The organism is Lujinxingia vulgaris, from assembly GCF_007997015.1.
In the GTDB taxonomy this organism is placed as follows: Bacteria; Myxococcota_A; Bradymonadia; order Bradymonadales; family Bradymonadaceae; genus Lujinxingia; species Lujinxingia vulgaris.
In genome coordinates, this window is record NZ_VOSM01000012.1 from 1 (window position 1) to 12231 (window position 12231).

Sequence of the window (12231 nt, forward strand, 5' to 3'; positions counted from 1 at the left end):
ATAAAAAATCCGAGCGCATCCAGGGCCGACGAAACGTTCTTCGCAAAATAAAAAATCCGAGCGCATCCAGGGCGACGAAACGTTCTTCGCAAAATAAAAAATCCGAGCGCATCCAGGGCCGACGAAACGTTCTTCGCAAAATAAAAAATCCGAGCGCATCCAGGGCGACGCCTGACAAGGAGATAGGGATGAAGCTGTAGCAGCGCTACCGCGAATCCCTATCGACGCCGTCAGCGTCGTCCTGGGGCGCTCGGCATCCTCGGCTTGTCTTTAAATTGGCAGTGGTTACAGCTTTGAACCCGCAGTCACAATTCATGAAGAGGGGGATAGGCCGCGCGTCACGCGGGGCCCCGATCCGATCATCAGATCACACTGGGAGGAACTGAATGAAAAATTCGCTCAGTCGTAGGTCGTACCCTGTTGCTTCATCGCCCCGTCACGTCACCTGGCTCAAGCTCTGGAGTGTGAGCTGCCTGGCGCTGGCGTTGATGCTGATGGTCAGCTGCTCCTCGACGAGCCCCAACGTCACGCCGCAGGGCCGCGAGGCCAGCGCGGAGACCCGCGCGCTGGGAGCGGGCGCCGAGGTGCTTCAGGGCGCCGGCGCCCCCTCCGCCCTCGATATTCACCTGGTGGGCTTTCACCCCATGGCCGACGACCCCTCGATCCAGATGGAGGCCCACCACTTCTGCCGTCAGGTCAACGAGGACTTTGCCCAGTGCGCCCTCTTCGACAGCGACGGCGCCGACGCCAACCTGAACGGCGTCGAGTACATCATCTCCTCGTTGCTCTACGAGCAGCTCCCCGAGGAAGAGAAGCAGTACTGGCACCCCCATAACTACGAGATCCTCTCCGGCCAGCTCGTCGCCCCGGGCCTTCCCGACGCCGCCGAGCAGGCGCTGATGGAGAGCAAAATCAACAGCTACGGCAAGACCTTCCACCTCTGGCATACCGGCAACGCCAGCGTCGAAGGCGACGAACTGCCTATGGGTGAGCCGATGCTGGCCTGGTCCTTCAACGCCGACGGGGAGCTCAACGAATCTCTGCTCAACGCCCGCGACGAAGCCCTCGACATCGATACCAACGAGATTCGTCAGCAGCGCGCCGTCCTCATCGACATGGCCGAGCCGCAGGAGGGCGTCGACATGCTGGCCGGCTCCTTCCCCGAGCGCCAGAAACCCGCCGGCATCGAAGATCGTGAAAACAGCCGCCAGGGCCGCGGCGGCGGGCCCATCACCCCCTCCGAGGAGAAGAAAGACTCGGAGGAGAAGAAAGACGAGGACATGCAGCAGCAGGACTCCAACGAGGACTGAGCGTCTGCCAGCCGGCAATCTCGCGCGCCAGCGCGAGAGACGCGGCGAGGTACCAGCCCGAGTCGAATCAAAAGGTGCGGCTCGGGCTGGTTTGCGGCTCAACGCGCATCGCTAAACGCCTGGCGGCAGGGCTCCGGCACCGGATAGCGGGTGCTATAAGAGCACCGCACCAGCACCTCCTCCTCTGCCTCTTGCACTATTGCCAGATGCAAGATCTCACCGGGCTCATCGCGCACTCCTTTGTACTCGACCCGGTGGCAGGTCGTGGCCTGTCCGGCAAGCTCGCAGGGTCCGGTGGTATGCGGATTATGAAACCCGGGGATGCCACCATCATCGGTCCACACCGCGATCGTCTCGTTGAGCTTGTTGTCGAGGTCTTCACGATCGCCAGGGGTCCACGAGAGATGGCCGGTCATGCAGTCGATCCGTCCCGGATGCGAAAAGTAGCAGTCCCCCTCACTCTCCAGCGTCCACCCCAGCACCTCAATTTTTGTGGAAAACGCCTTTCCAAAAGGCAGCTCCTCGGCTGAGCTCAGCGCCTCAAAGACACGCAGGCATTCGGCCCGGTCCAGCTGCCCATCCTCAACGCAGAGCATCCCGATGGCTCCCAACGCCGAGTCGGCCGCGGCGTACATCCCCTCGGCCACAACCTCCCCTTCTTCATCGGGCGCCGACAGGCCAAACCCCTGATCCCGGCTCTCCCGAAGCTCAAATTGCATGGCGCGATAGCGCGTCTGGTTCAGACGCACATCACTCACCTTCCCCCAGTACGCGACCTCTTTCGGATGACGTTTCGTGGCCAGCTGCCCGGCATAGGCAAAGCGGCGATCGAAGCTCCCGCGCATCGTGGGGCCCGTCTGCACCAGGTAGTTTTGGTCGGGGCAGTCCACGACCACCCAGCCCGTCACATCATCATCCACCGCGCAGTCCTCAAAGGGCTCGAAGCGGCCGGCCGGATCGTCCGAGGAGGTCGGCGTTGCGACGGGCTGAGCCTCCGCTTGAAGCTCAGGCACGACGTCTTGATCGCCAGGATCGGCCGCACCAGAAGACGCCTCTGCAGTCTCAGCGCTCTCTCCCGCTGAAGAGGACGCCGCCCGGGGCTCGGCGGTCTCCGTCCCGCTTCTCTCAACCTGCGCCCCGGGCACCTCGGAGGGCGCCTGGGACTCTGGCGGATAATGGTGATGGTGGTGAACGGCGCATCCCCCGCTCAGCCACACGATAAGGGTCAGAAATCCGGACGCCGCAGCGCGCCGGGCGGTCCATCGAGCAACAGTCATCGCCAGCCCTGGGGTAAAACGCATAAAAAAGGGTCCACATCGAAGACATCGTCTGTCTACGAGTGGACCCTCCCGGGACGCGCTCTATTCAAGGGATCACAACGCTTTACAGGTTTTCTGCCGGCCAACGTGATCGAAAAAACCCGACCGCAGCCAACGTCGTCCTGATGCGGTTGGCACTGCTCAGAACTCTACGCGATCCCCCGGTGCAAGATTGCCGTCGTACCCCGGATCCTCGGCCTTTTTCTGCCGGGCTTTGCGCGCGTTCCACGCCGCGCTGCCCAGAAAAGCAGGCGCGGCGACCACGCATAAAGGGCACATCACCGTGCCAAAAGCCGCCAGCCCCGCCACGCTCAGCGCTCCCATCGCCCCGCCAAAGAGCGTGTGCTCCCGCGCCCGGCGGCTGTGCTCGCACTCGGGCTCTTCGGCCCCCTTCACGTGGATCCTCGACCCGTCTTCATTCGTCACGTTTCGCTTCACCATCTCTGCCTCCTCAAGTGTTTCAACCATTTCGGGGGCCAGGACCATCATCCGACACCCCACACGCAGCTCTCACTGAGAAAACAACGCCAGCCCCAAGAACCTTCCGCCACGCATATGCACACGCTCACGGGCTTCTTGACCTCAACAGCGCACCCGGATCCCCTGAACAAAACTCCCTGATTCGAAAAATTTGATCTTATTGCGATCGAGATTGGCCCAGAGGGGCTGTGGAAAACTCTGTGCGAAACCCTGTGCTAAAGCTGTTAATCCACAGCTGGAAAACCTGGGGCAAACTCGGCCCTCAGACTCTCCCCACTTCTCCCACACGCTTTCCCCGATCCGAATGTGGATAAATAGTCGAAGTATTTTGGCCCTTTAGCGCACCTCTCCACATTTCCACAGGCCCTACTTCTTCTACGTACCTCAAACACACCAAACCTTTTTTGTCTTCTGGTAGAAGATCCGTGTCTGTGGAAAACCTTCGCACCTCGAAGGGGCGCAAACTCGCGAGTTACAAGGGCGATTAGCACTTGAAACCCTCTCCAACCTGTGGTGGATTGTCAGGGCTTACGAGCCGGGAAATTTTTTTAAAGAACCCAAACCTCTCCGCGGAGACGCGCTCCATGAAGATTCGCATTTCCAGCAAGACGCTCACCGACGAGCTCTTCAAACTTCAAGGCGTCGTCAGCCACCGCAGCACGCTGGCTATCCTGTCCAACGCGCTTCTTGTGGCCGAGGGCAACACGCTGACCCTGCACGCCACCGACCTGGACATCTCCGTGTCCACCTCCTGCGAATGCGAGGTGCTGGAGCCGGGCAAGGTCACCCTGCAGGCCCGCAGCCTCTTCGACATCGTCAAAAACCTCGAAGAAGACACCCTCTCGCTGGAGACCGAGGACAACCACTGGGCCAAGCTCAAGAGCGGCAACGTCAACTGCCGCATCGTCGGCACCCACGCCGATGAGTTCCCCCACCTCCTCGACATCGAGGGCGTGGAGCTCTTCCCCATCGGCACCCGTCGCCTGCTCGACATGATCGACAAGACGCTCTTCAGCGTCTCCACCGACGACGCCCGCGCCAACCTCACCGGTGCCTTCTTCAAGGTCACCAACGAGAAGACGCTCCTGATGGTCTCCACCGACGGCCACCGCCTCTCGAAAATCGAGACGAAGCCCGAAGAATTCGACGCCGGTGGCGACATCCCCTCCGCGCTCAACAAGGGCATCATCATCCCGCGTAAAGGTCTGGCGGAGATCAAACGCACCGTCGATGCGAAGAGCGATGAACTCAGCTTTGGCATCATCGACAACAACATCGTCTTTAAGAGCGGCCCGATGAGCCTCTCGGTGCGCCTGATCGAAGGCAGCTTCCCCGACTTCACCCAGGTTCTGCCCAAAGAGAGCGAGCACCGCGCCGTCGTCGAAAAAGACGTCTTCCAGCAGGCGCTCAAGTTCGTCAGCCTCTTTGCCAGCTCCAAGACCAACAACGTGCGCATCTCGCTGAGCGACGACGGCCTGGAGCTCTACGCCTCCGACCCCGATCGCGGCGAAGCCACCAAGGTCGTCCCGATGCAGTACAGCGGTCAGGCCGTCAAAGCTGGCTTCAACTACCGCTACCTCAACGACGTCGTCAGCGCCCTGGACGGCTCCGAGGTCTCCATCGAGATCATCGACACCCTCTCCCCCACCCTCATCCGCGACACCCAGCGCGACGAGATGCTCTTCGTCGTCATGCCCATGCGCCTCTGATCCTTTTAATCAGGGCAACCAGACCAGTCTGTGCTGGCCAGTCTTTGCTCTGCGGCTTTTTTAGTAAATGAGTTAGTGCGCGCCTCCGACGACCTTCGCCGGGGGCGTTCGCGTTTTCGCGCCCCCCCTGAGCCATAGAGCCCAAGTTCCCCGGGATATATATTCGATGCTTCTGGAAGCCCTCCGACTGCGCGATTTTCGCAACCTGCAGCACGTGATGTTGACGCCCAACCCGCGTTTTAACGTGATTGCCGGTCCCAACGGTCAGGGCAAAACCAACCTCCTGGAAGCCATCTATCTCTTGAGCGCGGTGAAGAGCTTTCGGCCCGGCACGACCAACCGCGCGCTGATTCATTTCGAGCGCACAGAGGCCACCCTGGAAGCCCGCGTGGAGCGCGGCGGCCATGAGCGCCTGGTGCGCCTGGAGATCTCCGAGCGCGGCAAAAAGGTTTTTCTCAATGAGGGGCAAGTCCGCAATATCTCGGACTTTTTCGGCACTCTTAACGTCGTGATCTTCGGGCCGGATGACATCGGCATCCTGCGCGGCTCCCCCTCGGAGCGCCGCCGCTTTATGGACCGCGCCATCTTCAACGCCCACCCCGCCTTTGGCACCGAATCCACCCACTACGAGGACGTGCTCAAGCACCGCAACGCGCTCCTGAAAGAGCCGCGCCAGGACCCGGCGCTGCGCGCGGTCTACGACGAGCAGCTCATCACCTACGGCGCCCAGATCCTGCGCCGCCGCCTGGACTTCATCACCCACTTTCGGCCCGTGCTCACCCGCACGTTTTCGACAATTTTCGACCCCTCGCTTGCCGCCGACCTGCGCTACGCCCCGAGCTGGCTCGCGGAGGGCGAAGATTTTCTGGATGAGGCCGAAGCCCTAAACTCCCCGCAGTATCTGGAACGCGCCCTGGAGCAGGCCTTAAGGCGCACCGAGCGCGACGAACGCGAGCGCGGCTACACGCTCATTGGCCCCCACCGCGACGACCTCCACACCACGCTCGGCGGCCACGACGTGCGCACCTTCGGCAGCCAGGGCCAGACCCGCGCCTTCGTGCTCGCCATGAAAATCGCCGAGATCACCTACCTGGAAGAGCGCTACCACTTCGCCCCCATCCTCCTCCTCGACGACGTCTCCAGCGAGCTCGACCGGCAACGTAACCGCCTGCTCTTCGACTTTCTGCGCAGCCGCACTCAAGGGCAGGTCTTCATCACCACCACCCACCGCGATTTTATTCTGCTGGATGAGAATCTCAGTATTTTTGATGTGCAGGGCGGCCAGGTCATCGAGCGTGTCTCGGACCAGGGGTGATGAACCGAATACATCGCTCAAACGGAGTGTCGGTGCCTTCGCCGGTTAGAACAGTGGCCCCGAAGCGAACAACGCGGCCTTCGCCGGTTGAAACACCCGCGTCGAAGCGAACGACGCGGCCTTCGCCGGTTAAAACACCCGTGTCGAAGCGAACGACGCGGCCTTCGCCGGTTAAAACACCCGTGTCGAAGCGAACGACATAGCCTTCGCCGGTTAAAACACCCGTGTCGGAGCGAACGACACGGCTCCTTCACCATCAAAATACGTCGTCGAAGGGAACGACGCGGCTGTTTTATCCTGAGATAAGCGCGTCGGAGCGAACGACGCGTCTGTTTCAAACCAAAACCATCGCGGCGATGGCTTTGACAGAGCTCTTTTAAAGGGCGAAAGCCTCGTCGAGCCCATCGGCAGAGCATTTTCAAATTGAAAAACCCGTGTCGGGCAGTCCGACACATCTCTTTCACATTGAAAAACCCTTATCGGAGTGCCCGACACAGCAGTTTTAATTTAAAACCATGCCGTCGAAGCGCATCGAATAAGGCGATCGACGCTTTTGAGCCTTCTACGCCTGAAGAGAGCAAAACCATGATTCTGGAGCTTAGCCGGGGATTTCGACACGGCGATGAGGTCGAGCTGACCATCGACAAGATGAACGAGCGGGGCTTAGGGGTCGCCTTTGTCGAGACGGTCATCGGCCCGCAGAAGATGGAGAAGCGCTACGAGGTCTTTGTGCGCAAGGCCATCCCCGGCGACCGGGTGCGCGTGCGCATCGACAAGACGCGCCGCAAGCGCGCCTCGGCCACCCTGCTGGAGATTCTGGAGCCCTCGCAGCTGCGCATCGACCCGCGCTGCCGCCACTTTGGCACCCGCGAAGAGGCCGGAAAAGGCTGCGGCGGCTGCACCCTGCAGTCGATGCGCTACCGCCATCAGCTCGCCATCAAAGAGCGCCTGATCAAAGAGAATTTTCAGCGCGTGGGCCTCGATCCGGGGCTGGTGCTCCCCCTCAAAGGCATGGAGGAGCCCTGGTTTTATCGCAACAAGATGGAGTTCACCTTCGGTGACGACGCCGAGCGCAATTTCGCGCTGGGGCTTTACCCCTCGGGCTACAAATTCGAGATCCTGAATCTGCAGGAGTGCCACCTGCAGTCGGAGTTCGTCTCGCGTTTTGTGCCGGCGATGGGCAGTTTCTGCGCCTCGGTGGGGCTTGAGCCCTACCACAGCCGCCGCGACGAGGGGTGGCTGCGCAACCTGACCATCCGCGAGGGCAAACGCACTGGCGAGGTGATGGTGGAGCTGATGACCAGCCCGGCACAAGAGGTGCAGTTTGGCGATGTGAGGGTCGATGCGGAGCAGGCCGCGCGCGGGTTTATGGAGGAGGCCCAACGCCTGGCCTCGGAGCTCGGGCGGCCCATTACCTCCTTTTACTGGTCGCAGTACATCGCCGAGAAAGGCAGCCGCACCCGCATCGAGGAGACGTTGCTCGCCGGCGCCCCCGTCTTGAGCGAGGAGATGCACCTCCCGGGCTCGCAAAAGCTGCGCTTTGAGATTCACCCTCGTGCGTTTTTTCAGCCGAATACTCTGCAGGCCGAGCAGCTCTACACCGAGGTCATCGAGCGCGCCGGTTTGCTCGACGCCGACAACCCCCGTCGGCCCAAAACCGTGCTCGACCTCTACTGCGGCACCGGCACCATCGGCCTCTGCCTGGCTCCCTACGCCGAGCGCGTGCTGGGCATTGAGCTGCAGCCCGACGCCGTCGACAACGCCCGCAAAAACGCCACCGACAACCAGATCGACAACGCCTCCTTCTTTGTGGGCGACGTCGGCAAGGTGCTCGCCAGCCCCGAGTTCATCGAGGCCCGCGGCGACGCGATTGATCTGGTGGTCGTCGACCCGCCCCGCTCCGGGCTTTTTGACCAGGCGATTGAGCAGATTCTGGAGATCGCCGCCCCCACGCTGGTCTATGTGTCGTGCAACCCCAAGACCCTGGCGGACAACCTGGTCGCGCTCATCAAGGGCGGCTACCAGCTGGAGGTCGTGCAGCCGGTCGACCTCTTCCCGCAGACCTATCACGTGGAGAACGTCGCGCTCTTAACCCGCCAGGCCTCGACCTGAACCTGGCGAGCAGGGGGCTCACTCGCTGCGGCTTTGCTGCACGTTGGGGTGTTGGTAGTGTGAGCGCCGTCCGGATGGGAAATAGGTGGCGTGTTTTGTGCTGGTGGAGATGAGGTCATTATGAACTTCGAGCTGCTCGTCATCGTGGTGATCGTGGGCTTCGGCATCGCCGCCTTCTTTGGGATTTTGCAAAACATCTCGCGCATGCAGGAACTTATGAAGACGAAATCCTACTGGCGAACGATCGCCGAGACCTTCAACCTCCAGCCCGACGCCGAGAGCACCAGCGGGGTTGAGCGCCTGGTGGGCTCGCACCGCGCCTGCCCCCTTATTCTCACCGGCAAAGGCGACCCCTTGAGCGAGGGCTACGAGCTGGAGGCGGAGATCGATCTCGTCAAAGCGCTGCACAAAACGCTGACCCTTATCAGCGAGCCCGACGCCGACGAGGCCCCCACCATCGACACCGTCTACGCTGAAGGCCCCACCCAGGCCCATGAGCTTTTGCAGGTCCCGGCGCTTGTGAACGCCTGGAATGAGGCCGCCGCCTTCGCCCACCACATCGAGGTGCGTGACGCCCATCTGCGCCTCAAACGCCGCGGGGCGCTCAGCGATGAGACGATCCTCGAGGAGCTCACTGAGCTGTCGGTGAGCCTGGCGATTGTGCTGGAGAATCAGGCCGCGAAGTTCCCCACCCTTACCCCCGAGGGGCGCAAACTCCCCGGCGCCACCGCCCAGGCCGGTCGGATGCCCGTCTCCGGCGAACTTCACTCCCGCAGCACAAGCCCGATGAAGGGCGATTTTTTTGAGGAGAAAGCCGGCTTCCCCGTGCGCGGCGAGTGGGATCGATCGGGAGAGTTCCGGGCGCCGGCAGAGGGCAAAAAAGCGGCCGACAACGACCTGAAGTTGCTCGATGAGGATGATGGCGACCTCTTTTGAGATTATGGGAGCCCGAGCTCGGCTACCCCCTTTGCACGCGCGCCACTCAGACGACTGGACAGCGCCCCTCGCCACACTACACTGAGCGCCGACTTCGGGTTTCTCTAGCAGGCAGTCGGCCCATGACCTCATCCCCCCCCTCATCGCAGCTCATCGACCGTTTCGGACGCGCGCACCGCTCGCTGCGCGTCTCGGTCACCGACCGCTGCAATCTGCGCTGCTCCTACTGCATGCCCGCCGAGGGTCTGCCCTGCGCGCCGCGCTCCGAGCTTTTGACCTTTGAAGACATCACCTTTGTGGTGGGCGTGGCCTGCGAGCTGGGCGTCGATAAGATTCGCCTCACCGGCGGTGAGCCCCTTTTGCGGCGAGATTTGCCGGAGCTCGTCAGGATGCTCAAAGGGGAGACGGCCGTGGCCGATGTGGCGCTGACGACCAACGGGCTGCTGCTCGACCGCAAGGCCGCCGAGCTCAAAGCCGCCGGGCTCGACCGGGTGAACATCAGCCTGGACTCGCTCGATCCGCAGCGTTTTCGCGAGATCACCCGCAATGGCACCTTTGAAAAAGCCTGGGCCGGGCTGGAGGCGGCGCTTTCGAGCGGCTTTGACCCGGTGCGCGTCAACACCCTGCTCCTGGCCGGCGTCAACGACGATGAGCTCGACCGCTGGATTGAGCTCACCCGCACCCACCCGGTGGACGTGCGTTTTATGGAGATCATGCCCATTGGCGAAGGCGCGCTGCACGCAAAAGCGGGCCGCTTTGTGAACCTCACCGAGCTGATTGCCGAGCTGATGGCGACCCGCGGCGTAGAGCCCGACGACGCGAAGGTGGGCAATGGACCTGCGCGCTACTACCGCGCCCCGGGCGCGCGGGGGCGTCTGGGCTTTATCACCCCCATCTCCAACCCCTACTGCGACACCTGCGCGCGGCTGCGGCTGACCTCCACCGGAGAGCTGCGGGCATGTCTGGCGGTCGACGATCAGCACGAGCTCAAAGAGGCGACGCGTCGCCGCGATCGTGAGGCGTTGAAGGCCATCTTTGAGCTCGCCGTCTTCCAGAAACCCGCCGGCCATCAGTGGCGCAAAGGTCACGTGACCGCCGCGGGCATGTCGGCCCTGGGAGGTTGAGATGAAGATCCACGTGCGATTTTTCGCCGGACTCGCCAGCCGCGCCGGCTGCCGCGATGTTTTTATTCAGGTTGCACCGGGGCGCGATGAGGGTGGGGAGGTTCGTGTCGCCGACGCCCTCTCGGCCATCGAGCAAGAATTTCCCTCGCTGGCTTCGATGCTCTCGCGGGTGGCGGTGGCGTTGGACAACACGATTGTTTCGGCCTCGACCCCCCTTTATGAAGACGCGACTCTCGACCTGCTTCCGCCGGTCAGCGGGGGCACCGACCTCCCCGCCACTCCGTCACGCTGGCTCTCCGAAACCCCGCTCGATCTGAGCGCCCTGCTGGCCGAATGCGAAGATCCGGCCGGCGGCGGCCTTGTGGTCTTCAGCGGCGATGTGCGCAACCACCACGAAGGCCGCCGGGGCGTCACCGCCATCACCTACGAAGCGCACCCGGCCATTGCCGCCCGCGTCTTAAGCGAGCTCGAAGCCGAGGTGATGGAGCGTTTCGACGTGCTGCGCTGCCGCATCCAGCACCGCACCGGCCGGGTGGAGGTGGGCCAGGCCTCGGTGCTGGTGATCTGCCGCGCCGCCCACCGCGCCGCGGCTTTTGAGGGCGCCCGCTACGCCATCGATACGCTGAAACTAAAAACCCCCATCTGGAAGCTCGAGCATTACGACGACGGCTCCGAGCGCTACCTCGACGGCACTCCCCTTCAGCCCGAAGATCAGGGTTAACACCACCCCGGGGCGTCACGGCCCCGACCTGTGACTCCGCGCTTACCCACGCTGTGCCCGTTACGCACACCGCCTTGCTCGCCAGTTATTGCGCAGGCAGATCGCCGGCACCTCTTAAGTGAGAATCTGAGAATGAAAGACATCACCCACAAACCTACCAGTGAGCGGTTTGCGCGCGCCTCGGCGATGTTGCGCATCGACTCGGCCATCCTTCAGGCGACGGCCCACGGGCGTAAGACCGATAAGGGAGACGCCATCGAAGCCTCGCGCGTGGCGGGCATCATGGCCGTGAAACGCACCTGGGAGGCGCTGCCTTTCTGCCACCCGCTGCCCATCACCGCCTGCGATGTGCATTTCGACTTTTTGTCCGAGGGCATCTACCTGGAGGTCACCGCCACCACAGTCGGCCAGACCGGCGTGGAGATGGAGGCCCTGTATGCGGCCAGCGTCGCGGCGATGAACCTTTATGACATGCTCAAACCCCACGCCTCTGCCGACACGGGGTTGATCAGCGTGACCGACATCAAACTTGTCGAGAAACGCGGCGGCAAGAGCGATTTTCGCGATCCGGTCAGCGTGCGCGCCGCCATCGTCGTCACCTGCGACGCGGTGGTGCAGGGTTTTAAGGACGATAAAGCCGGCCGCATCGTGCGCGACCGCCTGCTCAAGCGCGAGGGCGTCGATATTTTTGACTACATCCTGCTCGGCAACGACCCGGGCCCCATCGAGGCGACGATCGATGATCTTCTGGCCCGCGAGCTCGACCTCATCATCACGGTGGGCGGCACCGGCCTTGAGCCCTACGCCCGCACCGTCGAGGTGGTGCAGTCCCGCATTCAACGCCCCATCCCCGGCATCATGGAGGCCGCCCGCGCCCACGGTCAGGCCCGCACCCCCCGCGCGCTCATCTCCCGCGGGGTCGCCGGCCAGGCCGGCCACACTCTGCTGGTGACCCTGCCCGGATCCACCGCCGGCGCCACCCAGAGCTGTGACGCCATGCTTACCGGCCTGCTCGAAGCGGTGCGCCCCGCCCTTTAATGTTCAATCAGGTAATGTTCAATCAGGCTCGGATGCACGTTCTCTCGCGAGCTCTCGTGTTTCGAGTTCGGCCTGGCAAAAGACGTGAAACACGAGGCTTTTTGGCCTCGTAGAATGACTCTGTTTCACGTGAAACGCGCGACCCCGGGTCCGTATAAATGCCTGAA

General features: G+C 62.5%; 11 protein-coding genes. 9 read left to right on the forward strand and 2 right to left on the reverse strand.

Translation table 11 applies throughout. The features are described from left to right. Together FRC98_RS21740 and FRC98_RS17970 are read left to right on the forward strand one after the other, a co-directional pair. Window positions 1-200 (forward strand): hypothetical protein (locus FRC98_RS21740; protein WP_230467752.1); only part of this gene is annotated, 200 nt, incomplete at its 5' end. 288 nt (window positions 201-488) lie between these two features. Then, complete coding sequence (locus FRC98_RS17970) at window positions 489-1310, forward strand: OBAP family protein (RefSeq protein WP_146982882.1); 822 nt, start codon at window positions 489-491, stop codon at window positions 1308-1310. A 98-nt stretch (window positions 1311-1408) separates the two neighbouring features. Here FRC98_RS17970 and FRC98_RS17975 read toward each other — a convergent pair whose 3' ends face one another. After that, window positions 1409-2587: a hypothetical protein gene (locus FRC98_RS17975; RefSeq protein ID WP_146982811.1), complete on the reverse strand. Its 1179-nt coding sequence runs from the start codon at window positions 2585-2587 to the stop codon at window positions 1409-1411. A gap of 183 nt (window positions 2588-2770) precedes the next feature. Then, window positions 2771-3070 (reverse strand): hypothetical protein, encoded by a 300-nt coding sequence (locus FRC98_RS17980; protein WP_146982812.1) that lies wholly within the window; start codon window positions 3068-3070, stop codon window positions 2771-2773. Window positions 3071-3693: 623 nt separating this feature from the next. Here FRC98_RS17980 and dnaN point away from each other — a divergent pair. The 7 genes from dnaN to FRC98_RS18015 all read left to right on the forward strand — a co-directional run bounded on the left by dnaN (window position 3694) and on the right by FRC98_RS18015 (window position 12064). Further along, window positions 3694-4818 carry a DNA polymerase III subunit beta gene (gene dnaN, locus FRC98_RS17985; protein ID WP_146982813.1) on the forward strand — a complete coding sequence of 375 codons (1125 nt, stop codon included), beginning with the start codon at window positions 3694-3696 and terminating at the stop codon, window positions 4816-4818. A gap of 166 nt (window positions 4819-4984) precedes the next feature. Beyond that, window positions 4985-6133 carry a DNA replication/repair protein RecF gene (gene recF / locus FRC98_RS17990; protein ID WP_146982814.1) on the forward strand — a complete coding sequence of 383 codons (1149 nt, stop codon included), beginning with the start codon at window positions 4985-4987 and terminating at the stop codon, window positions 6131-6133. Between the two features lie 585 nt (window positions 6134-6718). Next, window positions 6719-8245: a class I SAM-dependent RNA methyltransferase gene (locus FRC98_RS17995; protein ID WP_146982815.1), complete on the forward strand. Its 1527-nt coding sequence runs from the start codon at window positions 6719-6721 to the stop codon at window positions 8243-8245. A 120-nt stretch (window positions 8246-8365) separates the two neighbouring features. Beyond that, window positions 8366-9181 (forward strand): hypothetical protein, encoded by an 816-nt coding sequence (locus tag FRC98_RS18000; RefSeq protein ID WP_146982816.1) that lies wholly within the window; start codon window positions 8366-8368, stop codon window positions 9179-9181. A 122-nt stretch (window positions 9182-9303) separates the two neighbouring features. Continuing rightward, window positions 9304-10305, forward strand: coding sequence for a GTP 3',8-cyclase MoaA (gene moaA / locus FRC98_RS18005; RefSeq protein ID WP_146982817.1), 1002 nt, complete (start codon window positions 9304-9306; stop codon window positions 10303-10305). A gap of 1 nt (window position 10306) precedes the next feature. Further along, window positions 10307-11026 (forward strand): molybdenum cofactor biosynthesis protein, encoded by a 720-nt coding sequence (locus tag FRC98_RS18010; RefSeq protein WP_146982818.1) that lies wholly within the window; start codon window positions 10307-10309, stop codon window positions 11024-11026. A gap of 132 nt (window positions 11027-11158) precedes the next feature. Next, on the forward strand, window positions 11159-12064 hold the full coding sequence (locus FRC98_RS18015) for a cyclic pyranopterin monophosphate synthase MoaC (protein ID WP_146982819.1): 906 nt from the start codon (window positions 11159-11161) through the stop codon (window positions 12062-12064). The last annotated feature ends 167 nt before the right edge of the window (window positions 12065-12231 follow it).

What these genes read in the sequence shown, in the direction of transcription:
- FRC98_RS17980 (WP_146982812.1), bottom strand. Translation starts at nt 3,070, where the DNA reads ATGGTGAAGCGAAACGTGACGAATGAAGACGGGTCGAGGATCCACGTG.
- FRC98_RS17995 (WP_146982815.1), top strand. Translation starts at nt 6,719, where the DNA reads ATGATTCTGGAGCTTAGCCGGGGATTTCGACACGGCGATGAGGTCGAG.
- FRC98_RS18010 (WP_146982818.1), top strand. Translation starts at nt 10,307, where the DNA reads ATGAAGATCCACGTGCGATTTTTCGCCGGACTCGCCAGCCGCGCCGGC.
- dnaN (WP_146982813.1), top strand. Translation starts at nt 3,694, where the DNA reads ATGAAGATTCGCATTTCCAGCAAGACGCTCACCGACGAGCTCTTCAAA.
- FRC98_RS17975 (WP_146982811.1), bottom strand. Translation starts at nt 2,587, where the DNA reads ATGACTGTTGCTCGATGGACCGCCCGGCGCGCTGCGGCGTCCGGATTT.
- FRC98_RS17970 (WP_146982882.1), top strand. Translation starts at nt 489, where the DNA reads ATGCTGATGGTCAGCTGCTCCTCGACGAGCCCCAACGTCACGCCGCAG.
- FRC98_RS18000 (WP_146982816.1), top strand. Translation starts at nt 8,366, where the DNA reads ATGAACTTCGAGCTGCTCGTCATCGTGGTGATCGTGGGCTTCGGCATC.
- recF (WP_146982814.1), top strand. Translation starts at nt 4,985, where the DNA reads ATGCTTCTGGAAGCCCTCCGACTGCGCGATTTTCGCAACCTGCAGCAC.
- FRC98_RS18015 (WP_146982819.1), top strand. Translation starts at nt 11,159, where the DNA reads ATGAAAGACATCACCCACAAACCTACCAGTGAGCGGTTTGCGCGCGCC.
- moaA (WP_146982817.1), top strand. Translation starts at nt 9,304, where the DNA reads ATGACCTCATCCCCCCCCTCATCGCAGCTCATCGACCGTTTCGGACGC.